24 protein-coding genes are annotated in these 24,692 nt (G+C 67.9%); 23 read left to right on the top strand and 1 reads right to left on the bottom strand.

The features are described from left to right. Window position 1: 1 nt before the first annotated feature. The 18 genes from flgC (at window position 2) to IV112_RS09150 (ending at window position 14,598) form a co-directional block, all read left to right on the top strand. The gene (gene flgC / locus IV112_RS09235; protein WP_304003118.1) at window positions 2-427 is read left to right on the top strand and encodes a flagellar basal body rod protein FlgC; all 426 of its coding nucleotides are present in this window, start codon (window positions 2-4) and stop codon (window positions 425-427) included. 3 nt (window positions 428-430) lie between these two features. Continuing rightward, window positions 431-1,099: a flagellar hook capping FlgD N-terminal domain-containing protein gene (locus tag IV112_RS09230; protein WP_304003115.1), complete on the top strand. Its 669-nt coding sequence runs from the start codon at window positions 431-433 to the stop codon at window positions 1,097-1,099. Window positions 1,100-1,116: 17 nt separating this feature from the next. Continuing rightward, the gene (locus IV112_RS09225; protein ID WP_304003113.1) at window positions 1,117-2,304 is read left to right on the top strand and encodes a flagellar hook protein FlgE; all 1,188 of its coding nucleotides are present in this window, start codon (window positions 1,117-1,119) and stop codon (window positions 2,302-2,304) included. 133 nt (window positions 2,305-2,437) lie between these two features. After that, a complete protein-coding gene (locus IV112_RS09220; RefSeq protein ID WP_304003112.1) occupies window positions 2,438-3,163 on the top strand; it encodes a flagellar basal body rod protein FlgF in 726 nt (241 codons plus the stop codon). A gap of 46 nt (window positions 3,164-3,209) precedes the next feature. After that, window positions 3,210-3,986 carry a flagellar basal-body rod protein FlgG gene (gene flgG / locus IV112_RS09215; RefSeq protein WP_019918811.1) on the top strand — a complete coding sequence of 259 codons (777 nt, stop codon included), beginning with the start codon at window positions 3,210-3,212 and terminating at the stop codon, window positions 3,984-3,986. Continuing rightward, window positions 3,986-4,651 carry a flagellar basal body L-ring protein FlgH gene (gene flgH, locus IV112_RS09210; RefSeq protein ID WP_304003111.1) on the top strand — a complete coding sequence of 222 codons (666 nt, stop codon included), beginning with the start codon at window positions 3,986-3,988 and terminating at the stop codon, window positions 4,649-4,651. The genes flgG and flgH overlap by 1 nt, the downstream gene beginning before the upstream one ends. A gap of 10 nt (window positions 4,652-4,661) precedes the next feature. After that, entirely contained in the window at window positions 4,662-5,813 is a 1,152-nt protein-coding gene (locus IV112_RS09205) for a flagellar basal body P-ring protein FlgI (RefSeq protein WP_304003110.1), read from the top strand. A gap of 2 nt (window positions 5,814-5,815) precedes the next feature. Then, window positions 5,816-6,238: a rod-binding protein gene (locus tag IV112_RS09200; protein ID WP_304003109.1), complete on the top strand. Its 423-nt coding sequence runs from the start codon at window positions 5,816-5,818 to the stop codon at window positions 6,236-6,238. Further along, window positions 6,235-7,614, top strand: coding sequence for a flagellar hook-associated protein FlgK (gene flgK, locus IV112_RS09195; protein WP_304003108.1), 1,380 nt, complete (start codon window positions 6,235-6,237; stop codon window positions 7,612-7,614). The genes IV112_RS09200 and flgK overlap by 4 nt, the downstream gene beginning before the upstream one ends. Window positions 7,615-7,624: 10 nt before the next feature. Beyond that, window positions 7,625-8,536, top strand: a complete 912-nt coding sequence (flgL, locus tag IV112_RS09190; protein WP_304003107.1) for a flagellar hook-associated protein FlgL — start codon at window positions 7,625-7,627, stop codon at window positions 8,534-8,536. Between the two features lie 17 nt (window positions 8,537-8,553). Further along, complete coding sequence (locus IV112_RS09185) at window positions 8,554-9,582, top strand: hypothetical protein (RefSeq protein WP_304003106.1); 1,029 nt, start codon at window positions 8,554-8,556, stop codon at window positions 9,580-9,582. Between the two features lie 145 nt (window positions 9,583-9,727). Continuing rightward, window positions 9,728-10,387 (top strand): TetR/AcrR family transcriptional regulator, encoded by a 660-nt coding sequence (locus IV112_RS09180; protein WP_304003105.1) that lies wholly within the window; start codon window positions 9,728-9,730, stop codon window positions 10,385-10,387. A 277-nt stretch (window positions 10,388-10,664) separates the two neighbouring features. Then, window positions 10,665-10,961 (top strand): hypothetical protein, encoded by a 297-nt coding sequence (locus IV112_RS09175; RefSeq protein WP_304003103.1) that lies wholly within the window; start codon window positions 10,665-10,667, stop codon window positions 10,959-10,961. A 156-nt stretch (window positions 10,962-11,117) separates the two neighbouring features. Beyond that, on the top strand, window positions 11,118-11,408 hold the full coding sequence (locus IV112_RS09170; protein WP_304003101.1) for a hypothetical protein: 291 nt from the start codon (window positions 11,118-11,120) through the stop codon (window positions 11,406-11,408). A 13-nt stretch (window positions 11,409-11,421) separates the two neighbouring features. Further along, entirely contained in the window at window positions 11,422-11,976 is a 555-nt protein-coding gene (locus IV112_RS09165; protein WP_304003099.1) for an NADPH-dependent FMN reductase, read from the top strand. A 275-nt stretch (window positions 11,977-12,251) separates the two neighbouring features. Next, window positions 12,252-13,211 (top strand): DUF4254 domain-containing protein, encoded by a 960-nt coding sequence (locus IV112_RS09160; RefSeq protein WP_304003097.1) that lies wholly within the window; start codon window positions 12,252-12,254, stop codon window positions 13,209-13,211. Continuing rightward, entirely contained in the window at window positions 13,208-13,474 is a 267-nt protein-coding gene (locus tag IV112_RS09155; RefSeq protein WP_304003095.1) for a hypothetical protein, read from the top strand. Before IV112_RS09160 ends, IV112_RS09155 begins: the two co-directional genes overlap by 4 nt. Next, window positions 13,471-14,598, top strand: a complete 1,128-nt coding sequence (locus IV112_RS09150) for a glycosyltransferase family 9 protein (RefSeq protein WP_304003093.1) — start codon at window positions 13,471-13,473, stop codon at window positions 14,596-14,598. Before IV112_RS09155 ends, IV112_RS09150 begins: the two co-directional genes overlap by 4 nt. Here IV112_RS09150 and IV112_RS09145 read toward each other — a convergent pair. After that, window positions 14,531-15,571: a glycosyltransferase family 9 protein gene (locus IV112_RS09145; protein WP_304003092.1), complete on the bottom strand. Its 1,041-nt coding sequence runs from the start codon at window positions 15,569-15,571 to the stop codon at window positions 14,531-14,533. The genes IV112_RS09150 and IV112_RS09145 overlap by 68 nt on opposite strands. A gap of 196 nt (window positions 15,572-15,767) precedes the next feature. On the opposite strand from IV112_RS09145, the gene egtD reads away from it, so the two are divergent. The 5 genes from egtD to treS are packed head-to-tail and all read left to right on the top strand — an operon-like array spanning window position 15,768 to window position 24,634. Next, window positions 15,768-16,850 (top strand): L-histidine N(alpha)-methyltransferase, encoded by a 1,083-nt coding sequence (gene egtD / locus IV112_RS09140; protein ID WP_304003090.1) that lies wholly within the window; start codon window positions 15,768-15,770, stop codon window positions 16,848-16,850. Window positions 16,851-16,894: 44 nt separating this feature from the next. Then, a complete protein-coding gene (locus IV112_RS09135) occupies window positions 16,895-17,317 on the top strand; it encodes a hypothetical protein (RefSeq protein WP_304003088.1) in 423 nt (140 codons plus the stop codon). Window positions 17,318-17,326: 9 nt separating this feature from the next. Further along, window positions 17,327-19,267 carry a 1,4-alpha-glucan branching protein GlgB gene (glgB, locus tag IV112_RS09130; protein ID WP_304003085.1) on the top strand — a complete coding sequence of 647 codons (1,941 nt, stop codon included), beginning with the start codon at window positions 17,327-17,329 and terminating at the stop codon, window positions 19,265-19,267. After that, window positions 19,251-21,272, top strand: a complete 2,022-nt coding sequence (locus tag IV112_RS09125) for an alpha-1,4-glucan--maltose-1-phosphate maltosyltransferase (protein ID WP_304003083.1) — start codon at window positions 19,251-19,253, stop codon at window positions 21,270-21,272. The genes glgB and IV112_RS09125 overlap by 17 nt, the downstream gene beginning before the upstream one ends. A gap of 11 nt (window positions 21,273-21,283) precedes the next feature. Continuing rightward, on the top strand, window positions 21,284-24,634 hold the full coding sequence (gene treS, locus IV112_RS09120) for a maltose alpha-D-glucosyltransferase (RefSeq protein WP_304003082.1): 3,351 nt from the start codon (window positions 21,284-21,286) through the stop codon (window positions 24,632-24,634). The last annotated feature ends 58 nt before the right edge of the window (window positions 24,635-24,692 follow it).

Below are 24,692 nucleotides of genomic sequence, written 5' to 3'. Positions count from 1 at the left end.
CATGTCATTCCGCGACATCACCCAGATCGCCGGCTCGGCCATGGCCGCTCAGACCGTGCGGCTCAACACCATTTCCAGCAACCTCGCCAACGCGCATTCGGCGTCCGGATCGGAAGAGGCGGCCTACCGCGCGCGCAAGCCGGTGTTCGCCACGCTGCTGGGCGGCGAGGACATCGACGGTGCGCCGGCGGTGGCCGGCCGCGTGCAGGTGCTCGACGTGGTCGAGAGCACCGAGCCGCTGCATTCGGTGTACGAGCCGGACAACCCGCTGGCCGACGAGGACGGCATGGTTTTCTACACCAATGTGAATTCGGTGGCCGAGATGACCGACATGATGTCGGCGTCGCGCGCCTTTGAAACCAATGTGGAGGTGCTCGGTCGCGTCAAGTCGATGCAGCAGGCCCTTCTGAAACTTGGAGAAGGGTGAGGCATGCAGACCAGTCAGGTAGTAGGAGGCAGCCAGGGCAGCGCGTCCGACGCGGTGCAGGCGGCGAACGGCGAACAGGGCTCGCCGACCGAACTGTTCACCAGACTGCTGGTGGCGCAGATCCGCAACCAGAACCCGCTGGAGCCGACCGACCCGAGCGACTTCGTCAATCAGCTCACGCAGTTGAGCCAGGTCGAGTCGCTGCAGGCGCTGGCCCAGCAGACTGGCGCCAATGCGTCGGTGCTGTCCAGCCTGCAGGTGCTGGCGCTCGGCGCCCAGGTCGGTTCGGAAATCATGGTGAATACGGACACCGTCGAGGTCGGCAGCGAGCCGGTCAGCGGCGCGTTCACGCTGGCGTCGTCGAGCGCGCGCACGACACTCGTGCTGAGCGGCCCGGACGGCGTCGAGCGCCGCATCGAACTCGGCACCCGCGCGGCCGGCGAAGTGCCGTTCGAACTCGATCCCGCCGCGCTCGGCCTGCCGGCCGGCGCGCATACGCTGCGTGTCGAGACCGAAACCGGCGAGACGCCGGCCACCGAGATCGCCGGCCGGCTGCTCAGCGTGCGCATGGCCGGCAACGGCAATGTGGCGCTCAACGTCGCCGGCCTGGGCGAGGTGTCGCCGGCCTACATCACACGTTTCAACGGCCGTCCGGCCACGTCGGTCAACTGAGAGAGAGGATACGGTCCATGAGTTATGAAATCGCGCTGTCCGGCATCAATGCGATCAACACCCAGCTCGAAACCATCAGCAACAACATCGCCAACACCGGCACTTATGGCTTCAAGTCCAGCCGCGCCAACTTCGCGGCGATGTATGCCGGCACCCAGCCGACCGGCGTCGAGGTGGCTTCGCTGACGCAGAGCATAGACATCGGCGGCGGCGTGCTCACCACCGGTCGCGGACTCGATGCGGCGATCCAGGGCCGTGGCTTCTTCGTGACGCGCGATACCGCCGGCGCCTCGCTGTTCAGCCGCGTCGGCATTTTCTCGACCGACAAGGACGGCTATGTCGTCGACACCTTCGGCCGCCGGCTGCAGGGCTACGAAATGCAGTCCGGCAGCACCACGCTGGGCGCCATGGGCGACCTCAAGGTGCCTGCCGGCCAGGTGCCGGCCAAGCCGAGCGACACGCTGCAGTACGTCGGCAACATGTCGGCCGACTGGGCGGCACCGGCGGCCGCGCCTTTCGATCCGGCCAATCCGCTCACCTTCAACAGTTCGCAGGTCGCGGTCGTGTATGACTCGCTGGGCGGCAAGCACAGCGTCGGTCAGTACTTCGTCAAGACCGGCACCAACCAGATCACCGCCCACTACACCTTCGATGGTGCGGCACTGCCGACGACGACGGTGATGGACTTCAACACCAGCGGCGCGCTGGTCACGCCGGCCGCACCGGTCGCGCTGGCGCTCGGCACGCCGGCGGGGGCAGCTGCGCTGAGTGTGGACATCGACTACACCGGCACCACGCAGTTCGGCGGCGACGCCACCGTGCGGGTCAATGCCGCCAACGGCTACGCGTCCGGCACGATGATAGGCGTGCAGATCGCCGAAGACGGTTCGGTCATCGCGCAGTACAGCAACAACGTGAAGGAACCGGTCGGCCGCATCGCGCTGGCGGTGTTCCCTGACGAAGCTTCGCTGACCCCGGTCAGCGACACCAGCTGGACCAGTTCGTCGCTGTCCGGCGATCCGCTCTATTTCACGCCGGGCACCGGCATGGCCGGCTCGCTGACCGGCGGTGCGCTGGAGCAGTCGAACGTCGACATGACGTCGGAACTGGTGAGCCTGATGTCCGCGCAGCGCAACTACCAGGCCAACAGCAAGGTGATCTCGACGCAGACCGAAATGATGCAGTCGCTGATGCAGGCGCTGTAAATGAGAGACCCCCACGCTCACTTCGTTCGCTGCCGTCCGCAGGGGCTGCGCTCGTCCTTGGGGCGGCCCGGCGGACGGCGCGGTGCCATGTGTATGCGATTTGGATTGCGCGACGCGCAGTGGAGAGACTGAGATGGATGCGCTGATCTACACGGCGATGAGCGGCGCCGAACGGGCGATGCACGCGCAGCAGGTGCGTGCCAACAACCTCGCCAACGCCGATACGCCCGGCTTTCGTGCCGATCTCGAAATGTCGGTCAACGAGGCGGTGCAGGGCTACGGCTACGACGCACGCCACCTCGGCCGGCTGCGCGCGGACTCGGTGTCCAACCGTCAGGGCACGCTGAAGCAAACGGACCGCGAGCTCGACGTCGCCATTTCCGGTGACGGCTACCTCGCCGTGCAGTGGGGCGATGGCGAGGCCTATACCCGGGCCGGTGCGCTGACCGTCGATGCCGAAGGCACGCTGACGGTGAATGGCCGCGCGGTGATGGGCGAGGGCGGCCCCATCGTGCTGCCGCCGTATTCACAGCTGGCGATCGGCGAGGACGGCACGATTTCCATCCGTCCGCCCGGCCAGCCGCTGATGCAGCCACTGGAACGCCTGAAGCTGGTGCGCCCCGATCCGGCAACGGTGATCAAGAACGAGGCCGGCCTGCTGGTGAGCCGCGGTCAGGACGAGCTGCCGGCCGATCCGACGGTGCGTGTGCGCGCCGGTTTTCTCGAAGGCAGCAATGTGTCCGCCGTCGAGGAAATGGTGGCGACCATGACGCTGAACCGCGAATTCGAACTGCAGATGAAGCTGTACAAGGCCGCCGACTCGATGGCCGAAACGGGCAACCGCCTGATCCGCGAATGATGAACGGCAGCACTGCCGACACAGGAGAAACGACATGAATCCCGCAATGTGGATCAGCAAGACCGGCGTGCAGGCGCAGGACGCGAAACTGCAGGCCATCGCCAACAACCTGGCCAATGTGAACACGGTGGGCTTCAAGCGCGACCGCGTGCTGTTCGAGGATCTGTTCTATCAGATCGAACGCGAACCGGGCGCGCAGCGCGACGACAACACGGTGAGCCCGGGCGGCGTGCAGCTCGGTACCGGTACCCGCCTGGTCGCCACGCAGAAGGTGTTTACCACCGGCAATCTGCAGACCACCGGCCAGTCACTCGACGTCGCCATCTCCGGCATCGGCTTCCTGCAGGTGCAGCGCCCGAACGGCGACATCGCCTACACCCGCGCCGGCCAGCTGCAGAAGAACGCCGAAGGCCTGCTGGTGACCGCGCAGGGCCTGCCCATCATTCCGGAAATCAACATCCCGCAGAACGCCACGGCGATCACGATAGGCGAGAACGGCATGGTGTCGGTCACCGTGCCGGGTCAGGCCGCGCCGCAGGAAGTCGGCCAGCTCACGCTGGTGAGCTTCGTCAATCCGGCCGGCCTGCTGGCCATGGGCGACAACCTCTACCAGGAGACCGCGGCCAGCGGTGTGCCGACCGAAGGCAACCCGGGCGAGGAAGGCCTGGGCAAGCTCAAGCAGGGCGCGCTCGAAGGTTCGAACGTGCAGGTGGTCGAGGAAATGGTGGACATGATCGCCGCCCAGCGCACCTACGAAATGAATACCAAGGTGCTGTCGGCGGCCGACAACATGATGCAGTACCTCGCCCAGGCCGTGCGCTGATGCGTCACCCGGCCCGCGTCCTCGCGCTGCTCGTGCCCCTGTGCCTGACGGCCTGCGCGAGCCTGGAACACAAGGCGCCGCCGCTGGCCGAGGCCGACCGCCTGCCGCCGCCAGTGCAGCCGCCCGCGGCCGGCGCTGCGGGCGGCGTGTTCCAGCCCGCCTCGGCCTGGTCGCTCACCTCGGACAGCCGCGCCTTCCGCACCGGCGACGTGGTCACCGTGGTGCTGCAGGAAACGACACAGGCAAGCAAGGCGGCCGGTACCACCTTCGGCAAGGAAAGCGGTGTCGCGATGCAGCCGACGGTGATCGCCGGCAAGCGCTTCAAGACCGACGTCAGCGTCGACGCGCAGTCCGACTTCAAGGGCAACTCGACCAGTTCGCAGCAGAACCGGCTGCAGGGCTCGATCACCGTCATCGTGCACGAGGTGCTGCCCAACGGCCTGCTGCGCGTCAGTGGCGAGAAGACGCTGTACCTGAACCAGGGCGACGAGACCGTGCGCCTGCAGGGCTACGTGCGTGCGTCCGACATCAGTTCGGACAACACCGTGTCCTCGCAGCGCGTGGCCAATGCCCGCATTTCCTATTCCGGCGAAGGCGTGCTGGCGGACGCCAACAGCCCGGGCTGGCTGCTGCGCTTCTTCGTCGGCGCGCTGATGCCCTTCTGAGGATGAAACGATGATCTTCCGCCGGACGCTTGCCATCCTGTCCTGCCTCGTGGCCGGCGCTGCATTCGCTGCGCCGAAGGCCGCGACGAATGCCCGTGCTGCGGCAGTACCCGCTGCACCCGCAACCCAGCCGCTGCGCAATCTGGTCAGTGTCGAAGGCGTGCGCGAGAACCAGCTGATCGGCTTCGGCCTGGTCGTCGGCCTGCATGGCACCGGCGACAGCACGCAGGTCAAGTCGGCCGGGCAGTCGGTGTCCAACCTGCTCAAGCAGTTCGGCCTGAAGCTGCCGGAGGGTACGCAGAGCCGCAGCAAGAACGTGGCCACCGTCATGGTCAGCGCGGTGTTCCCGCCGGGCTACCGAAAGGGGCAGAGCATCGACGTCACGGTGTCCTCGCTCGGCGACTCGAAAAGCCTGCGCGGCGGCACGCTGCTGCTGACCCAGCTGCGCGCGGCCGACGGCGAGATCTATGCGCTGGCCCAGGGCAATCTGGTGGTCGGCGGCCTCAGCGCGAGCGGCCGCAGCGGCTCCAGCGTGACCGTCAACACGCCGACCTCCGGACGCATTCCGAATGGCGCGACAGTCGAGCGCGAAATCATGACCGATTTCGATGTGCGACCGACCGTGCTGCTGAGCCTGAAGAGGCCGCATTTCCAGACGGCGACCAATATCGTCGGTGCGATCAACGGCCGTTTCGGCGAGGTGGCGTCGACGCGCGATGCCACCGCGATCGAAGTCGTGGCGCCGGCTGACCCGACGCAGCGGGTGGCCTTCGTTGCCCAGCTCGAAGCGCTGCCCGTGGTGGTCGGCGAGACGACGCCGCGCGTCGTGTTCAATTCGCGCACCGGCACCGTCGTCATCGCCGAGGGGGTGACCGTGCGTCCGGCCGCGGTGTCGCACGGTTCGCTGAAGGTGATCATTTCCGAGAGCTCGAACGTGAGCCAGCCGGCACCGCTGAGCCGCGGCGAGACGGCGGTCACGCCGCGTTCCAAGGTCGAAGTGGAGCAGGGCGACGGGCGCATGTTCAACTGGCCGGCCGGTGCCAAGCTGCAGACCATCATCGACACCGTGAACAGCATCGGCGCGACGCCGGACGACATCATGGCCATCCTGCAGGCGCTGGACCAGGCTGGCGCGATCGATGGCGAACTGATCGTGATCTGAGCATGAACATCCACGACATCGCATCGTCCGCAGCGCCAGTCCAGACGGAGGCGCAGACCGTGCCGGTCGCACCGCAGGTCGATCCCGCCCTGCTGAAGAAGGCGACCGAAGCGGCCGTCAAGTTCGAGAGCTTCTTCATCAGCGAAACGTTGCGCCAGATGCGCCGCAGCACGCGCGAGATGGCGGGCGAGGACAGCATTTTCAAGGACCGCGTGAACGAGGACATGCTGGACCTCGCCGACGGTCTGGTTGCCGACGCGATGGCTTCGCAGCGCGCTTTCGGCATTGCCGACATGCTGCTGCGCCAGTTGCTGCCGCAGCCGGCGCCGGTTGCGTTTAATGCGCCGGCGCCCATGGTCGCCTCCAGTAAAGGGGAGCACGCGGAAAGCGCTCCCGGCCACGCAACGACCCGGAACAACCCATGAGCCTGATCAACAACGCATTGACCGGAACCCTGGCGGCGCAGGCCGCGCTCAGCGCCACCGGCCAGAACATCGCCAATGTGATGACGCCCGGCTACACCCGGCAGGCTGCGGTGCTGGCCTCGGTGCAGCCCATGCAGAGCGGCGCGCTGTCGGCCGGCAGCGGCGTGGCGGTGTCGTCGCTGCAGCGGTTCAGCGATGACTACAAGAACCTGCAGATGTGGCAGGCGGCGTCGGAGCTGTCGAACCGCTCGACCCGGCAACCCTATCTCGACCAGCTCGAACAGGTGATGGGGGACGACGCGTCCGGCATCAACAACGGTCTGGACGCCTTCTTCAGCGCGCTGAACGCGGCCAGCGTGGAGCCGAGCTCGGTGCCGCTGCGCGCGCAGGTGATCACCGCGGCGGACGCGCTGGCCCAGCGCTTCAACAACCTGACCACGGTGCTCGCCAACCAGCGCGCCTCGATCGCGCAGCAGCGCACGACGCTGGTGGCGCAGATCAATTCCAGCACCGCGTTGATTGCCGATCTGAACAAACGCATCTCGCTGGCCGAGGCGGCCGGCGTCAATGCTTCCGGCCTGATGGACGCGCGCGACCAGGCGATCGACGGGCTGGCCGGCATGGTGTCGATCCAGGTCGTGAATCATCCGGACGGCTCGCGCAATGTGTCGCTGAAGAGCGGGCAGCCGCTGGTGGTGGGCACCACGGCGTCGCGCCTCGAAGTGCAGGACACGCCGGCCGGCACTCAGGCGCTGACGCTGAAGTTCGCCAGCGAGGTGTTCGCCGTGCGCGACGAAGGTCTGGGCGGGCAGCTCGGCGGACTGGCCGATTTCGAGTACGGCACGCTGATTCCGCTGCGCCAGTCGATCGGCGACATCGCTTCCGAGATTTCTACGCTGATGAACGCCCAGCTCGGCGCCGGCTACACGCTGGGCGGTGCCGCGGGCGGCCCGCTGTTTGTCTATGACGCGTCGAGTTCGACCTCGATGCTGTCGGTCGCGCCCGGCGTGCTGCCGCAGGACCTGGGCTTCTCGTCCGACCCGACCAAGCCTGGCAACAGCGACAACCTGCTGGCGATGATCGCGTTGCGCAATCAGCCCATCACCGTGACCTCGCTCGGCACGGTACGGGTCGGCGACGCCAATACGCAGCTGATCGGCAAGCTGGGCATGGACAGCCAGCAGAACCAGGCTTCGCTGACGACGGCGACCACGGTGCGCAATCAGGCCGAGGAAAGCTGGAAATCCACCAGCGGCGTGAACAACGACGAAGAGGCAGTGAACCTGATCCAGTTCCAGCAGATGTATCAGGCCAACATGAAGGTGATCACCGTCGCCAACGAGCTGTTCGACAGCACGCTGGCGATGATGGGTTGAGGAGACGGACATGCGGGTCGCCAGCACACAGTTCCACGCCACCATGAACACCGCCCTGCAGAACGCGAACACGCGACTGGAGGGCATCCTGCAGCAGATGTCGAACGGCCTGCGCGTGCAGAAGCCGTCGGACGACCCGATCGCCAGCGTGCGCATCGCCCGGCTGACGCGCGAGGAGGCGGCGCTCGACCAGTATCTGGAGAACATCGGCGCGCTGCGCAGCCGGCTGGGGCAGAACGAGGAACTGCTGGACGGCATGAGCCGCGACGTCATGCAGGCACGCGATCTGATGGTGTGGGCGGCCGACGGTGCCAACACCACGCAGGACCTGCAGGCGATGAGCACCTCGCTGATCGCGCTGCGCGACAGCCTGATGTACTCGGCGAACAGCATCGACCAGGAGGGGCGCTACCTGTTCTCGGGTACGGCAACCGCCACCGCACCGATCGCCCTCAATGGCGCGGCGGCGGTCGGTACGCGTTACAGCTTCGCCGGCAACACCGATCCGCAGCGCGTGGTGGTCGGCAACGGCGTGACGCAGGACGCGAACGTGCATCTGCAGGAGATGGCCGATGTGCTGAACCGGCTCGATCTGGCGATCGACGCGTTGCAGACGCCGGGTGCGACGGCCAACGATCCGGCGGTGCGCACGGTGCTGGTTGCGACGCTGAACGGACTCGATACCGGGCTCGACGCGGTCAGCGCGAAGATCGCCCGCCTCGGCGGCGCGCAGACGACGCTGGAGACGCTGGAAACCAATCACGCCAACGTGAGCCTGTCGAACAAGCAGGCGATGATCACGCTCGGTCAGCTCGATTACGGCGACGCGGCGGTCAAGCTCAATGGCTACACCACCGCGGTGCAGGCGACGCAGAAGGCCTATGCCAAGGTCAGCGCGCTGTCGCTGTTCGACACGATCTGATCTTCCGTACGCACTGAATGCAGATCGGTCCTCATCTTTCTTCCGCCCGTCCGGTCGATGCGATCGGCCCGGGCAGGGCGCATGCCGCGGGCAACGCTGCGCCGCCGACGCGCGAGACGCCGCGGACGCGCAATGAAGAACGCGCGCCGGCCGGATCGGCCGGGCTGAAGACATGGAGTCCGCGCTTCAATGAGCAGGTCGGCAAGGCGCAGCTTGCGGCCGACTATCTCGATCGCGGCATCGGCCAGCTGAAGTCGGTACGCAGCCTGCTTGGTCAGCAGATCGGCGCAGGAGAAGGGGACGTCGTACTGCAGCGCCGGATCGGTCAGTTCGCGGCGCTGTGGCAGTCGCGTCCGGCGCAGACGGCCGGCAGCCTCGACCCGACGCTGACGTTCGACGCGGTCAATCCGCCGTTGCGTCAGTTCACCGTACGCGGACTGGACCTGGCTTCGCTGCGCGAGGGCGACAGCGAGAACCTGAGCTTTTCGGTGGCGGGAGCCGGCCGGCGCACACCGTCGGTCGCACTCGAAGCGGGTCTTCCGGACGTGGAGATCGTGCGCCGCATCGATCAGGCGCTGGCGTCGACCGGTGTGCGCGCGACTGCCGACGACCAGGGCAGGCTCGTCTTAAGCGTGGCCGAGCAGGCCTGGCCTGGCGTGCGCGACACGCTGATGTTGCGCGGCGGTGGCATCCGCTGGCCGACCGGCCAGTTCAGCCGGGTGCAGGCGGAAGCACTGCCCGACGGTATCGATCCCGTTCGCTGGTCGGTCGAGGACGCCGACGCCATGCGCGCGACGCTTGCCCAGGCAACTCGCGCACTGGACGCTTTCACGCTTGCCCGCCGGCGGGTCGATGAGGTGCTGCTCGACGCGGTGCACAGTACCGGTGCCGTCCTCCCGCAGAACGCCGCCGAACGCGCGGCGGGCTTTGCCGACGCCTTTGCCGCGCTGGGCGAATCGCGCAGCTATCGTGCCCTGAACGAGTTCTCCGGCGCCCTGGCGGGTATCCGGCGGGAGCGCGTGCAAGCCCTTCTTGCTGTCAGGTGAGAACACCTCCGGCATCGTAAGGCGAGGGAATATTTCCGGAATTGACGGGTGCGGAAACGATTGTCGACAAACTGTACTGGTGTAAATCGAGGCAATTTCATTACACTTTCCCGGTACGCGCTGTCTGACCAACGTTGTTCAGCCCATGCCAAACAATTCAAAACTCGCGACCCCGGAAAAACGCTCGCGGATACGTGGCCAGGAAGGCAAGGCTAGGTTTCGCGAACAACTCCTTGCCGAAGCCAAGGACATCTACAGCCGACAAGGCTACGAAGCCGTATCGGTACGCGCCGTCACCAAGGCGGTCGGCATTTCGCCGATGGCTTTCTATGGCTATTTCGTCAGCAAGCAGGATCTCGTCAAGCACATCTGGCTCGATTTCTTCTGCGAGCTGTTCGAGTGCCTGAAGCAGGCGAGCAACGTGAGCCAGTCGCCGGTCGAGCGGCTCAAAGCCCACGTGGATGTCTATCTGGACTACTGGGAAAGGCATCCCGAGCGCTATCGCATGGTGTATCTGTCGACCAGCGTGGACGACGAGCGAGAGCGCATTGTCTTCGACGAAGAGGATGTCGTCGCGCAGCAACTGCTCAGCCTGACCCGCGAGCGGGTGAGCGACTGTGCATGTGGCCGTCCGATCGCCGCAGAGCAGATTCACCTGCATAGCGACCTTGTTTTCCTGAAGGCGCTGGGTTACCTGCACGGCGTGCTCACGGTCGGGCGTTACCCCTTCGCGGACCTCAAGCGGATGCGTGGCTGCCTGATAGACGACATCGTCGATGGCGTGGTGCGCGCAACGGCGGCCTAGACGCCGCCGCGGCTGACTCACGCCGCACCTGCGGCGTCCGCGCCAGGCGCCCGGAGCGGGGCGCTCGTCTGACAGCGGGATGCCCGGACGACATGTTCCCGCGGCGCTGAACAGTGCGACCGGCCTGCCTTTGGGCCATCTTCGGCCGCCATCCTTCGCTGGCGCGCGGTGTCCGTCCTACACCCTGTCGGAGCACGGCTACATCCAGATGTCACGAACTTGCCAGACTGCAGGCAAGGGCATCGTCACGGTGCCGGCCAACCACAGGAGGTTCAAAGTGACTCTCAACAGATCCATGGTCGTACTTGCGCTCGCCGCATTTTCCACGTCGGTCTACGCCGAGCCGACATATCCGAACAAGCACCAGAAGGAAGTGATTCCGGAGGCGCAGCAGTCCGACAGCCAGAAGAAGTTCGAGCCCGAGCAGGACAAGGGCAGCCAGTCCTCCCAGTATCCCAGCAAGCACTCGAACGAGACGGTGCGCGACCGCGATACGAAGAAGAAGGCTTCCGAACGCGCCAGCGAGCGCGAACAGAACGCCTCCGGTCAGACCATCCCGGAACCGCGCAACTGACGTGACCGCGGCGCGACCGGCCGCTCGCCGGTGCGACGGTGAGCGGGCCGGTCGATCGCTATCCAGCGGGTATGCGGATTGCCACCTCGGGACCATGAGCCGCGCCGCCGCGTTCCAGCGCGTCACGGCGACGATCGATCCCGGAGGAGAGGCGCGATGGAACCGCTCGATCTGCTGCAGTGGCCAGCGATGGCGACGACCCTGATCGCGGCCTGGCTGGTCGCCTCCACGTCGGCACGCCGACGCAAGCAGGGCTTCTACTGGTTCAGTGCCAGCAACGCGCTGTGGGCGGCGTGGGGTCTGTATGCCGGTGCCTACGCACTGGTGCTGATGCAGTTGGGCCTGTTCGCACTGAACGTGCGCGGGACGGTGAAGGCGGCCCGCACCGCCAGCATGGACGCACCGGTTGACCGTCCCGACGGCTCGCCGGATGCGCCCCACTTATGAGGAGACAGGTTCGATGGCGTCATACAGGGTTGCACTGATCCCCGGCAGTCTGCGCAAGGACTCATTCAATCGCCGTCTGGCGCTTGCCATCGGCAAGCTGCTTCCAGACGGGTTCGACACCGTGATGGTGGACATCGGTACGCTGCCGCTCTATAGCGAGGACGACGACAACGCGCCGACGCCGGCGGTCAGCCGCTTCAAGGCGACGATCGCCGAGGCGCAGGGTGTGCTGTTCGTGACGCCGGAGTACAACCGCTCGATCCCGGGCGTGCTGAAGAACGCGATCGACCACGGCTCGCGACCCGCCGGAAAGAGCGTGTGGGCCGGCAAGCCGGCCGGCATCGCCGGCATTTCGCTGGGCTCGCTCGGCACGGCGCTGGCACAGCAGCACCTGCGCAACGTGCTGTCGCATCTGGACATGCCGGCGCTCAATGCGCCGGAGCTCTTCCTACGCTATCGCGACGACCTGTTCGACGCCGACGGCGCGCTGGCCCGGGGCGCAAGCCGTGACCTCGTCAGCACCTGGGTGCAGCGTTACGCCGCCTGGGTACGGCAGCACGCCGCCTGAGTCCGGATGTCACGCCGCATCGCGGCGCACGAACCGGATCTGCGCGCGGCAGCGCCGGCATCCGCCCGAAATCGATCCGCGCATCGTGGCCGTTGCGCTGCAATGTCGTGCACTGGAGCAGGAAGCCGAGCGACGTCGAGGCAAGCGCGAGCACCGTGTCGTCACCCGGGCAGCGATGATGCTGACGGATGTCTCCGCTGCCCTGGGGCACGAAGGCGAATGCGGGCCGCCGCCTGTCGTGCCGCGGTGAAAAATCTGCGACCGACATGTAATTCGTGCCGGCTGATCACCGCCCTTTCACGCAGTCCTTCTCTCCTCGCGCCCGCCTGCTGACGGGAACCGCGGTTGCTTCGTGCCGGCGGTCACCTCTTTCAGCGGAGCAGGTCATGAGCGTGAAGCAACATCAGCAGGCCACGTCGGGCCACGATGGCAGGCAGCAGGGCAGCCAGAAGGCGTCGCGGCAACACGGTGGTCAGTACGACGGGCAAAGATCCTCGCAACCGCACGGCGGCCCGCAGCAGGCCGAGGACCCGCCGTCGGTGCGTCCGCCCGCGCCCGGCTATTCCGCAGCGGACATCATCGCCGCGCACGACGCGTATCTCGATGGCGCGCCCCTCGCTCCGCGCGAGCTTGCGGGATGGCGCTGGGTCGAGGAGAACCATCGCTGCAATACCGCGCTGTGGCGCGAGGAGGACAAGGCGCGGCGTACCGACGTGCCGGACGCCGAAATCGTGCGTTGCAAGCGCAGCATCGACCGCTTCAACCAGCAACGGAATGACGCCGTCGAGGCGCTGGACGAATGCGTGCTCGGCGCGCTGGCCGGCACCGTCAAACCGCACCCGGACGCACAGCAATCGAGCGAGACGGTGGGCGCGATCATCGACCGCCTGTCCATCCTGTCGCTGAAGATCTTCCATATGGGCTTGCAGACGCGGCGCGCCGACGCCAGCACAGAGCACGTTGCGAGTTGTTGCGCCAAGCTCGACGTGCTGGTCCGGCAGCGGCGCGACCTGGCGGCCTGCCTCGACCGTCTGCTGGAGGGATTGGCCAGCGGACGCGTGATCTTCCGCACCTACCGTCAGTACAAGATGTACAACGACCCGGCGCTGAATCCGGAGTTGTACGGACGCAAGGACGCTCCGGTCGGCGCGTCGGCGCGTGACGAGGAGCGGACATCGGCGTCGATGCCGTCGTCCCGACCTGCAACCGTGGTGCCGCACGGGCTGTCACGATGACCGCGCTGCCCGGGCAGACGCACACGCGATTGCGTGTCGGCGTGCCGGATCCGGGCGAGCGCGAAGCGGCGGTCACGCCGGGCAAACCGAGGGCGGTGTTGCGCGTGTTCCACGTGTTGGGCGTCGTGGCTCGGCCTGCCGTGACGGCTCCTTACGGCGGTCACGGCCTCGTGCCAGCGGGCGCCTGCTATCGGGACGTGCCGATCACGCTGGACAGGCGCGGCATCGACGCACCACTCCTGCTGCGGGAGCAAAGCCGGTGAGTGCGGTGCTGCATCCCGCGGCGGACGACGGCCTGGACTTCGGGGCGGTGGAGCGCATCGCCGTGCTGCGCGCCAATGGCCTCGGCGATTTCATCTTCGCGCTGCCGGCGCTGCGCGCGCTGCGGCTGCGCTTTCCGGACGCGCAACTGGTGCTGCTCGGCAAGCCCTGGCACAAGCGCTTCCTGACCGGCCGCGGCCCAGTGGTCGACGACGTGGTGGCGCTGCCGCCGATCACCGGCGTCGGCGTGCCGCCCGAGCAGGGGGCGCGCGAGGACCCGCGTGCCATCGACGCCTGCATCGCCGGGCTGCGCGAGCGGCGTTTCGATCTCGCTTTCCAGATGCACGGCGGGGGCCGCTACTCGAACCCCTTCATCGGGCAGATCGGCGCGCGCCACAGCTTCGGCCTGAACACGCCGGACGCCGTCCGCCTGGACCGCTCCGTGCCTTACATGAGACTGCAGAACGAACGTCTGCGTCTGCTCGAGGTGGCAGCGCTCGCCGGCGCCCATACCTGGGAACTCGATCCGCGGCTGCCGGTGCTGGTGCGCGACGAGGTGGAACTGGAGTCGGTCCTCCGTCTGCCGGACGCTCCGTTGGCGGTGCTGAGTCCCGGCGCGACCGACCCGCGACGACGCTGGCCGCCGGCACGCTTTGCCCGCGTCGGTGACGCGCTGTCGGATGCCGGAGCGGTCGTGGTGGTGCAGGGTGACGCCTCCGAGCGGGCGCTCACCGCCGCCGTGACGGCGGCGATGACGCGACCGGCGATCGACGTCGGCGGCAGACTGTCGCTCGACGGGCTGGCCGCACTGCTGGGTCACGCCTGCATCGTGGTCGGCAATGACAGCGGTCCACTGCATCTTGCACAGGCGGTGGGCGCGGCGACGGTCGGCCTTTACTGGCTCGTCAATCTCGTCGTGTCCGGTCCGCCGACCGCGCAGCGGCGTCGTGTCGCGCTGTCCGCCACCACCGACTGCCCGGTTTGCGGCCGCGACAACGTCGCCGTGCGCTGCGAGCACGACCCCTGCTTCATCGATGACATCAGCGAGGACGAAGTGCTCACGCTGACGCTCGACCTGTGGACGCAGGAGCGCCGCGATCGAGCAGTACGCGAATCTGTCGCATGACCTCCGCCTGACCCTGATCGGTCGTCGTCCCGTCGTCCGGGGCCATCACGCAGCGATGGCGCATGCGGTCTTCCGGCGCCCAGCGTTCGAGCTCGGAGCAACGGAAGACGACGACCGACGGTGTGCGCAGCGCGGCCGCAAGGTGCGACACACCAGTGTCGTTGCACACCAGCAGACGCGCGCCGCCGATCAGTGCGGCCAGGGCGCCCGCGCTGATCGGTGACGCGGCGTCGATGGCCGGAGCGCGCATCGCCTGGCGCACGCGCGCCGTCAGCGCCCTTTCCTCGCCCGATCCGGTCAGCACGACCGTCCAGCCGGTCAGCGCGTGCACGGCGTCCGCCACTGCGGCGAAGTGTTCTGCCGGCCAGCGGCGCCGTGGGTCGCGTGCGCCGGGGTGGATGCACACGTAGGGGCGGCCGGCAAGCGCGAAAGCGATACCGCTGGTCGCCAGTTCGGACCGGTCCGCCGGCAGCAGCGGAAATTCCAGCCCGCGGTACGCCGACGGCGCGCCGAGGTGGTCCATCAATGCGAGCAGCCGCCCGACCTCGCTGCCGCGCGTCGGGTAGGGCAGACAGCTTCCGTTCTCGTCCGGCTGGCCGAAGCCCGCCTGGCGCGCAGCGCCGAACAGCGCCACGACGGGGTTGGAGAGCCCGCCGCTGCCGTGCATCTGGATGGCCAGATCGAAACCTCGCGTCTGCGCCTCCGCGACGAAGGCGGGGATCGCCGACAGATCGGGTGCCCGTTCAGGCAGACCGGGAAAGCCGGGGAAGGCCAGGAAGTCGTCGATGTAATGCGGAAACCGTGCGGCGAGTCCGGCGGCCCAGGGCAGGCCGACCAGTGTGATCGCTGCGTCGGGACAGCGCATGCGCAGCGCGCGCAGCGACGGAATGGCGCACAGCATGTCGCCGAGCTGAAGCGCCCGGAACACGACGATGTTGCGCGGACGGATGCGACTCAGAAGCGGTGCGTGCATGACGGTTCTCCGGTGACGGACCGCGATGCCTTGCAATTGGCGGACCGAGGGCGGACCAAGAGCGGACCGGGAACGCCGATTGCTGCGCTCGCTGCAGTCCCGCGTCCGTCGTGCCGCCGCCTCGAGTGGTTGCGACGGTCGCGGCTCCGCGGCTTCACGTGGCGGCAAGGGCGCCGCACTGGCGAAAGGACGGGCGATGACGGACAAACGAGAAGACACGATGCCGGCCGGCTGGTCGCAGCTGGCGGGATTTCCCGGGGGCGGCATCTTCGGTCGCGGCCGGCGCGGCCGCCTGGCGCCCGTGTCGGTGTCGCGGCCTGTCGGCGCGGCGCGTCCGCCCGACGGCGCGGTGGGCCGCACCGCCTTCGCGCGCGAGCTGCTCGCCGGCCTGCAACAGCCGCGCAAGACGACACCGTGCAAATATTTCTACGATGCATGTGGCGCCGCACTGTTCGAACAGATCTGCGCGCAGCCGGAGTATTACCTGACACGGGCCGAACTGTCGTTGCTCACCCGCCACGCGACGCGCCTGACCGAGTGCATCGGCGAAGACGCGGAACTGATCGAGTTCGGCGCCAGTTCCCCGGTCAAGGCGTCGGTGCTGCTGCACGTGATGCGTCATCCGGCCGCCTACGTGCCGGTCGACATTTCGGGCGGGGCGCTGCTCGAGACTGCGGGTGCTATTTCGATGGCTTTTCCCGGCCTCGACGTGCGCCCGCTGATGGCCGACTACACCGGCGACACCGCGCTGACGCACGCGCTCGACCCGGAGCGTCGGCGGGTCGGCTTCTTTCCGGGTTCGTCGCTGGGCAACTTCGAACCGGAGGAGGCGCTGGCCCTCCTGATCCGCCTGCGCAAGCTGCTGCAGGGCGGTGGCCTGCTGATCGGCGTGGATCTGGTCAAGGACCCGAGCCGGCTGCACGCGGCATACAACGACGCTGCCGGTGCGACGGCCGCCTTCAACCGCAACGTGCTCGTGCGCGCGAATCGCGAACTGGGTGCCGACTTCAGGCCGGAGCAGTTCGCCCACTACGCTTTCTATGACCCGGTCGCCCGGCGCGTCGAGATGCATCTCGTGAGCCTGTGCGATCAGGATGCCCATGTCGCCGGACGCCGGCTGCACTTCGACGAGGGTGAATCGATACGCACCGAGTATTCGCACAAGTACACGGTGCAGGCGTTCCGCGCGCTGGCCACCCGGGCCGGCTTCCGCCCGCGGCTCAGCGCCATCGACAGCGAGGGCCTGTTCAGCCTGCACTGGCTGGAGTCGCCCGCCTGAGCGGGCTGCGGCCCCCTTTCCCATCCGTCACCACAGGAGCTGCCATGTTGCCGACCACCGCCGAACGCGTTCCGATGAACACATCCGAAGCCGTGAACGAACTGATCCGCACGCGCACGCTGAGGAATCTCGACCGTGCCGCGCTCGGCGATCGCGGCACGATAGATCGCAGGCTGGCCGAATTGGACAGCGAGTGGGACATCGAACGCTGCCTCGAGGTGAACGCAGCGTCGGTGTCGATCGCTGGCTGCCTGCTCGGCTTGCTCGTGAACAGGCGCTTCTTTGCCGTGCCCGCGCTGGTCGGCGGCTTCCTGCTGCAGCACGCGCTGCAGGGCTGGTGCCCGCCGCTGCCGCTGATGCGCCGCCTCGGCGTGCGCACGCTGACCGAGATCGACGACGAGCGGCAGGCGCTGCGCGCACTGCGCGCCCGCAAGTCGGTCGACGGGCTCGGCCGTACCTTGCGCTGAGGGCGCCGCATGACGGAATCCGCAGGCAAGGCAGGCGGCAGCCTGTTCAGTGGTCACGACATCTACCTCTTTCGCGAAGGATCTCACGCGCGGCTGTACGAACGGCTGGGCTGTCAGCTTGATCCGCCGCCGCCCGGCGAGGGCGGCCGCAGCGACGCGCGCTTCGCCGTCTGGGCGCCGAACGCCCGGGCGGTCGAGGTGGTCGGCGATTTCAACGGCTGGTCGCATGGCCACCCGCTGCAGGCGCGGCTCGACGACTCCGGCATCTGGGAAGGCTGCGTGCCGGGCGTAAGCCGGGGCGACGCTTACAAGTACCGCATCCACCGCGCCGACGGTCATGTCATCGACAAGGCCGATCCGTTCGCCTTCTTCTGCGAACAGGCCCCCGCCACTGCGTCGCGCGCCTGGCGCTTCGAGTACGACTGGAAGGATGCCGCATGGATGGCGTCGCGCGCGGCGCGGCAGGCGGCCGACGCGCCGATCAGCATCTACGAGGTCCATCTCGGCTCGTGGCTGCGGCCGCACGAGGGCACGCTGCCGACCTACCGCGACATCGCGCAGCGGCTGGCCGACTACGCCTGCGACATGGGCTTTACCCACGTCGAACTGATGCCGGTCAGCGAGCATCCGTTCTACGGCTCCTGGGGCTATCAGTGCACCGGCTACTTCGCGCCAACCTCGCGCTACGGCACCCCCGAGGACTTCATGTTCCTGGTGGACACGCTGCACCAGGCCGGTCTCGCCGTCATCCTCGACTGGGTGCCGTCGCACTTCCCGGCGGACGCGCACGGTCTGGCGGTGTTCGACGGCACCCACCTGTACGAGCACGTCGACCCGCGCCAGGGCTTTCACCCCGAATGGCATTCCTGCATTTTCAATTACGGCCGCCACGAGGTGTGCGCCTTCCTGCTGTCGAGTGCGCTGTTCTGGATCGACCGCTACCACATCGACGCGCTGCGCGTCGACGCCGTCGCCTCCATGCTCTACCTCGACTACGCGCGCCGCGACGGCGAGTGGGTGCCCAACCGCTACGGCGGGCGCGAGAACCTGGCCGCGGTGGCCTTCCTGCGCAGTCTGAACCAGGCGGTCGCGCGCGATCACCCGGACGTGCTCACCATCGCCGAGGAATCGACCTCCTGGCCCATGGTGTCGCGCGCGGTGCACCTCGGCGGCCTGGGCTTCAGCCAGAAATGGAATATGGGCTGGATGAACGACACGCTGGCCTATCTGCGTCACGACCCGGTGCACCGTCGCTTCCATCACGGCGCCGTCACCTTCTCGATCTGGTACGCCTTCCAGGAGAACTTCCTGCTGCCGCTGTCGCACGACGAGGTGGTGCATGGCAAGGGCTCGCTGCTGTCGCGCATGCCGGGCGACGAGTGGCAGCGCTTCGCCGGCCTGCGCGGCCTGTTTGGCTACATGTGGGCGCACCCGGGCAAGAAGCTGCTGTTCATGGGCGGCGAGTTCGGCCAGTGGCGCGAGTGGGCGCACGAGGGCCAGCTCGATTGGCCTCTGCTGGACCACCCGCTGCACGCCGGTCTGCGCCGCTGGGTGGCCGATCTGAACCGCATCTACCGGAGCTGTCCCGCGCTGCACGAGCTGGACTTCGATGCCGCCGGCTTTCGCTGGGCGGTGGCCGACGACGCCGACAACAGCGTGCTCGCCTTCCTGCGTCTCGCACGCGACGGCCGCTGCCTGCTGGCCGTCTGCAACTTCACACCGGTGCCGCGCACGCACTACAGCGTCGGCGTCCCGCACGGTGGCAACTGGCGGGAACTGCTGAACAGTGACGCCGCACTGTACGGCGGCAGCGGCGCCGGCAATCTCGGCGGCACGCAGGCGGTTCCGGTGCCGATGCACGGGCAGCCGTGGTCGCTGAATCTGACGCTGCCGCCACTGGCGGTGCTGTGGCTGGTTCCGGAGGACGAACACCATGGATCATCTGCCTGATCTTCCGGCCGAGGGCCGCATCCGCGCCGTCGTGTCCGACCTGACGCCGGCGGTCGACGGGGGCCGCTTCGCCGTGAAGCGCAGCCTCGGTGAAACGCTCACGGTGGAGGCGAGCTGCTTCGCCGACGGCCATGACGCGGTGCTGGCGCTGCTGTGCTGGCGGCGCGACGACGAGAGCGCGACGACCTGGCATGCGGTACCGATGCAGCCGCTGGGCAACGACCGCTGGCGCGCGACGCTGCGTCCCGATCGCTGCGGGCGCTGGTGGTATTCGGTGTCGGCCTGGGTGGACCCCTTCCGTTCGTGGCGTTCGCAGATGGCGCGCCGTACCGACGACGCCGACATCCGCCTCGCCGCGCTCGAAGGCGCCTCGCTGGCCGAGGCGGCGGCCGTGCGTGCGGGCGACGCGCTGGCCGACCGCAACCAGCTGCTGCGCTGGGCGGAGCGACTGCGCAACGACGGGGCGCACGCCGACGCACCGGCGCTGAAGGCGCTCGCTCTCGACGACACGATGGCCGAGGTCGCCGGCCGCCATCCCGACCGTCGCTGGCCGGCCGTCCATGCGCCAATGCCGCTCGATGTCGACCGCGCACTGGCGCGCTTCGGTGCCTGGTACGAACTGTTCCCGCGCTCGCTGGGCGAGGGCGGCCGGCACGGCCGCTTCGACGACGTGATCGCGCGGCTGCCGGCGATTGCCGCGATGGGCTTCGACGTGCTCTACCTGCCGCCGGTGCATCCGATCGGTCGGGTGCGGCGCAAGGGGCGCAACGGCGTGGTTGTCGCCGGACGCGACGAGCCGGGCAGTCCGTGGGCGATCGGTGCAGCCGAAGGCGGCCACACCGCAGTGCATCCGCAGCTCGGCACGCTCGACGATTTCCGCCGTCTGGTCGGCGAAGCGGAGCGCCATGGCGTCGACATCGCGCTGGACATCGCGCTGCAGTGCGCGCCCGATCATCCGTGGGTGACCGACTGTCCGCAGTGGTTCCGTCGTCGCCCGGACGGCAGCGTCCAGTACGCCGAGAATCCGCCCAAGAAGTACCAGGACATCTATCCCTTCGATTTCGAGTGCGAGGACTGGCGCGGTCTGTGGCAGGCGCTGGCCGGCATCTTCCGGCACTGGATCGCGCAGGGCGTCAAGGTGTTCCGGGTGGACAACCCGCACACCAAGTCCTTTGCCTTCTGGGAGTGGCTGATCGGCACGCTGCGCCGCGAGCATCCGGACCTGGTGTTCCTGTCCGAGGCCTTCACGCGACCGCAGGTGATGCACCGCCTGGCGAAGCTCGGCTTCAACCAGTCCTACACCTATTTCACCTGGCGCAACACGCGTGCCGAGCTGACCGACTACCTCGAGGAACTGAGTGCAGGGCCGGGGCGCGATTACTTCCGGCCCAATCTGTGGCCGAACACGCCCGACATCCTGCCCGAGTACCTGCAGAGCGGCGGTCGCCCCGCCTTCGTCGCGCGGCTCGTGCTGGCGGCAACGCTGGGCACCAGCTACGGCATCTACGGGCCGGCCTTTGAGCGCATGGAGGCACGCCCGCGCGAGCCGGGCAGCGAGGAATATCTCGACTCCGAGAAGTACCAGTTGCGCGAGGGCGGGCACGCCGACGGCGACGGACTGGCGCCGCTGATCACCACCATCAACCGCATCCGTCGCGACAACCCGGCGCTGCAGTTCCCGGGCGGCCTGCGTTTCCTGCCGGTCGACAACGAACAGCTGATCGCCTATGCGAAGCACGATGCGGCCAGCGGCAACGCGGTCGTCGTCGTGGTCAATCTGGATCCGCATCACGTGCACACCGGCTGGCTCGAACTTGATCCGGCCGCGTACGGCGGTGGTGACGATGAGGGCAGCGTGCAGATGCACGACCTGCTGGGCGGCGAGCGCTATCAGTGGGCACCGGGACGCAACTTCGTGCGGCTCGATCCGCAGCGCCTGCCCGCGCACGTGTTCCAGGTGCGACGGCGCGTGCGCAGCGAGCGCGACTTCGACTACTACCTTTGACCGGAGGCGCCATGGACCGCATCGATACCGGGGCCGCCGGCCCGCTCCACCCGCAGCGGGCCGATGACCCACTGTGGTTCAAGGATGCGGTCATCTACGAACTGCACGTCAAGGCCTTCTTCGATTCCAACGACGACGGCGTCGGCGATTTCGCCGGCCTGACGCAGAAGCTCGACTACATCCGCGATCTCGGCGTGGACACGCTGTGGCTGCTGCCCTTCTACCCGTCGCCGCTGAAGGACGACGGCTACGACGTGGCCGACTACCACGGCGTGCTGCCGGCCTACGGCACGCGCGCCGACTTCCGCCACTTCGTGCGCGAGGCGCACCGCCGTGGCCTGCGCGTGATCACCGAACTGGTGATCAACCACACCTCGGACCAGCACCCCTGGTTCCAGGCAGCCCGCCGCGCACCCAAGGGGTCGTCCAAGCGCGACTACTACGTGTGGAGCGATGACCCGGAACGCTATGCCGGCACGCGCATCATCTTCACCGATACCGAAACGTCGAACTGGACCTGGGATCCGGTGGCCGGCGCCTACTACTGGCACCGCTTCTTCAGCCACCAGCCCGACCTCAGTTTCGAGAACCCGCGCGTGCTGCGCGCGGTGCTGCGCACGATGCGCTTCTGGCTGGACATCGGCGTCGACGGCTTCCGTCTCGACGCCGTACCCTACCTGCGCGAACGCGAAGGCACGAGCAACGAGAATCTGGCCGAAACGCACGCCACCATCCGCGAGATCCGTCGCGTCATCGACGAACACTATCGCGGACGCATCCTGCTGGCCGAAGCCAACCAGTGGCCGGAGGACGTGCGCGAATACTTCGGTGATGGCGACGAATGCCACATGGCCTATCACTTTCCGCTGATGCCGCGGCTGTTCATGGCGCTGGCGCAGGAGGACCGCTACCCGGTCACCGACATCATGCGGCAGACGCCGGACATTCCGGAGAACTGCCAGTGGGCCATCTTCCTCCGCAATCACGATGAACTGACGCTGGAAATGGTGACCGATCGCGAGCGCGACTACATGTGGCAGTTCTTCGCCAACGATCAGCGCATGCGGCTCAACGTCGGCATCCGCCGCCGTCTGGCGCCGCTGCTGGAGAACAGCCGCGACCGCATCGAACTGATGTCCTTCCTGCTGTTCACGCTGCCCGGCTCGCCCATCGTCTATTACGGCGACGAACTGGGTATGGGGGACAACGTCTATCTGGGCGACCGCAACGGTGTGCGCACGCCGATGCAATGGACGTCCGACCGCAACGCCGGCTTTTCGCGCGCCGATCCGCAGCAGCTTTACCTGCCGCCCGTCATGGACCCGGTCTACGGTTACCACGCGATCAATGTCGAGGCGCAGGCGCGCAACCCGCATTCGCTGCTCAACTTCACCCGCCGCCTGATCGCGATGCGGCGCAGCTTGCGCGCCTTCGGGCGCGGTTCGCTGGTCTTCCTCGAACCGGGCAACCGCAAGGTGCTGGCCTATCTGCGGGAGTATGTCGACGAGCAGGGCAACGAGCAGCGCGTGCTGTGCGTGGCCAATCTCGCACGCACGCCGCAGGCGGCCGAACTCGATCTGTCGCGGCACGAGGGCAGGGTGCCGATGGAAATCAGCGGACGCGCGGCCTTTCCGCCGGTCGGCCGTCTGCCCTATCTGCTCACCTTGCCCGGCCACGGCTTCTACGCCTTCGAACTGTCGGCGCAGGCGCCGCCGCCCGAGTGGCACGAGGACCGCATGCCGCAGCCCGATCTGCCCATCCTGGTGCTGACCCACGGCTGGGAAACGTTCGTCGGCGGCGACGGCGGCAGTCCGGTGCGCAGCGTCATCGCGCGGCGCAACCGCGAACGCCTGCTCGATGAAGCGATGCTGCCCTTCCTGCGCACGCGCCGCTGGTTCGCCGCAAAGTCCGCGACGCCGACACGGGTAAGTCTGGACGAAGTGCGCGAGTGGCGTGCCAACGGCGGCTCGTGGCTGCTGTCAGTGCTGCGCGTCGACTTCGCCGAGGGGCCATCCCAGTACTACTTCCTGCCGCTCGCGACGGCGTGGGAGGACGAGGCCGATTACCCCGCCGACCGCGTCGGCGGCGCGGCGCTGGCTCGCGTACGCGAGCAGGCGCGCATGGGTCTGCTTTACGACGCCTTCGCCGATGTGCTGTTCTGCCGTGCTTTCGCCGACGCGCTCGAACGCGCCGACACGTTGCCGCTGGCAGCCGGCAAGCTGGTTTTCCAGCGCGAGGCGGGCTGGTCCGAACTGCGGCCGGCGCCGGACGACGAGGTCCGGCCCGCCGCGGCCGACCAGACCAATACCGGCGTGTTCATGGGCCCGCGTCTTTACCTGAAGGCCTACCGGCAGCTGCAGGCCGGACTGAATCCGGAGATCGAGATCGGCCGCTTCCTTGCCGCACGCGGCTTTCCGGGTACCCCGCAGCTTGCCGGTGCGGTCGAGTACGAGGCCGCCGACGGCCGGCGCTGCGCGCTGGCCATCGCCCAGCAGCGCGTCGACAACCAGGGAACGGCGTGGGACTACGCGCTGGAACACTTCGCGCGCATGTTTTCCAGCGATGCCTGGCCGGGCAGCGTCGAACCGATGGACGAGTATCCGGGGCTGAACCGGATATTCATGGTGCAGATGAGCGCGCTCGGCCGGGCTGTGGCCGATCTGCACGCCACCCTTGCCGATGCCGGACGCGATCCCGCCTTCGCGCCGGTGCCGCTCGCCGCCGCCGAGGCGCAGGCGATGCGCGAGCGCGTGCTGCTCGAACTGGAGCGCAGCTTCGTTCAGCTGGAGGGCGCGCGCGACCGCCTCGATCGCCGGATCGCCGACGACACCGCCCTGCTGCTCGCCCGGCGCGAGGTGCTGCGGCAGCAACTGATGGCGCTGCCGCTCGACGCGAGCGCGATGCAGTGCATCCGCATCCATGGCGATCTGCATCTCGGTCAGGTCCTGCGTGCGCAGGAGGCCTTCATCATCGTCGACTTCGAGGGCGAGCCCGCGCGCCCGGTGGAGGCGCGCCGCAGCAAGCAGCCTGCGCTGCGTGACGTCGCCTGCATGATCCGCTCCATCGATTACGTGATCCGGACGGCCGCGCAGCGTGTGCTGCACACCCAACCTGAGCGCGCGGGCGAACTGGCGACGATGGCGCCTGCGGCCTGTGCCGACGCGGTCGCCGTCTTCCTGAATGGTTACTCGGGCGGAAGTTCTCTGCCCGCGGCGGCCGGCGATTTCCTCGAACTGTTCTCGCTCGAACGCCTGCTCTACGAACTGCGCTACGAACTGGACAACCGGCCTGACATGGTCGGCCTGCCGCTGGGCGCGCTGATCGAAGCGAGCGGCGCGGAAAAAACGTTTCCCGCGCTGTAATTCCTACCGGACGCGGCGCGTCGGCGCCGGACCCGCAGTCGGCTGCGGCGGGAACACC

Origin of the sequence: Methyloversatilis discipulorum, from assembly GCF_018780585.1 — a bacterium.
In the GTDB taxonomy this organism is placed as follows: Bacteria; Pseudomonadota; Gammaproteobacteria; order Burkholderiales; family Rhodocyclaceae; genus Methyloversatilis; species Methyloversatilis discipulorum_B.
This window is presented reverse-complemented; position numbering and strand designations above follow the sequence as displayed.

What these genes read in the sequence shown, in the direction of transcription:
- IV112_RS09155 (WP_304003095.1), top strand. Translation starts at nt 13,208, where the DNA reads ATGACCGCGCTGCCCGGGCAGACGCACACGCGATTGCGTGTCGGCGTG.
- IV112_RS09180 (WP_304003105.1), top strand. Translation starts at nt 9,728, where the DNA reads ATGCCAAACAATTCAAAACTCGCGACCCCGGAAAAACGCTCGCGGATA.
- IV112_RS09230 (WP_304003115.1), top strand. Translation starts at nt 431, where the DNA reads ATGCAGACCAGTCAGGTAGTAGGAGGCAGCCAGGGCAGCGCGTCCGAC.
- IV112_RS09205 (WP_304003110.1), top strand. Translation starts at nt 4,662, where the DNA reads ATGATCTTCCGCCGGACGCTTGCCATCCTGTCCTGCCTCGTGGCCGGC.
- IV112_RS09225 (WP_304003113.1), top strand. Translation starts at nt 1,117, where the DNA reads ATGAGTTATGAAATCGCGCTGTCCGGCATCAATGCGATCAACACCCAG.
- IV112_RS09185 (WP_304003106.1), top strand. Translation starts at nt 8,554, where the DNA reads ATGCAGATCGGTCCTCATCTTTCTTCCGCCCGTCCGGTCGATGCGATC.
- IV112_RS09200 (WP_304003109.1), top strand. Translation starts at nt 5,816, where the DNA reads ATGAACATCCACGACATCGCATCGTCCGCAGCGCCAGTCCAGACGGAG.
- flgG (WP_019918811.1), top strand. Translation starts at nt 3,210, where the DNA reads ATGTGGATCAGCAAGACCGGCGTGCAGGCGCAGGACGCGAAACTGCAG.
- IV112_RS09135 (WP_304003088.1), top strand. Translation starts at nt 16,895, where the DNA reads ATGTTGCCGACCACCGCCGAACGCGTTCCGATGAACACATCCGAAGCC.
- flgL (WP_304003107.1), top strand. Translation starts at nt 7,625, where the DNA reads ATGCGGGTCGCCAGCACACAGTTCCACGCCACCATGAACACCGCCCTG.
- IV112_RS09145 (WP_304003092.1), bottom strand. Translation starts at nt 15,571, where the DNA reads ATGCACGCACCGCTTCTGAGTCGCATCCGTCCGCGCAACATCGTCGTG.
- IV112_RS09165 (WP_304003099.1), top strand. Translation starts at nt 11,422, where the DNA reads ATGGCGTCATACAGGGTTGCACTGATCCCCGGCAGTCTGCGCAAGGAC.
- flgH (WP_304003111.1), top strand. Translation starts at nt 3,986, where the DNA reads ATGCGTCACCCGGCCCGCGTCCTCGCGCTGCTCGTGCCCCTGTGCCTG.
- treS (WP_304003082.1), top strand. Translation starts at nt 21,284, where the DNA reads ATGGACCGCATCGATACCGGGGCCGCCGGCCCGCTCCACCCGCAGCGG.
- IV112_RS09220 (WP_304003112.1), top strand. Translation starts at nt 2,438, where the DNA reads ATGGATGCGCTGATCTACACGGCGATGAGCGGCGCCGAACGGGCGATG.
- IV112_RS09125 (WP_304003083.1), top strand. Translation starts at nt 19,251, where the DNA reads ATGGATCATCTGCCTGATCTTCCGGCCGAGGGCCGCATCCGCGCCGTC.
- glgB (WP_304003085.1), top strand. Translation starts at nt 17,327, where the DNA reads ATGACGGAATCCGCAGGCAAGGCAGGCGGCAGCCTGTTCAGTGGTCAC.
- IV112_RS09170 (WP_304003101.1), top strand. Translation starts at nt 11,118, where the DNA reads ATGGAACCGCTCGATCTGCTGCAGTGGCCAGCGATGGCGACGACCCTG.
- flgK (WP_304003108.1), top strand. Translation starts at nt 6,235, where the DNA reads ATGAGCCTGATCAACAACGCATTGACCGGAACCCTGGCGGCGCAGGCC.
- flgC (WP_304003118.1), top strand. Translation starts at nt 2, where the DNA reads ATGTCATTCCGCGACATCACCCAGATCGCCGGCTCGGCCATGGCCGCT.
- egtD (WP_304003090.1), top strand. Translation starts at nt 15,768, where the DNA reads ATGACGGACAAACGAGAAGACACGATGCCGGCCGGCTGGTCGCAGCTG.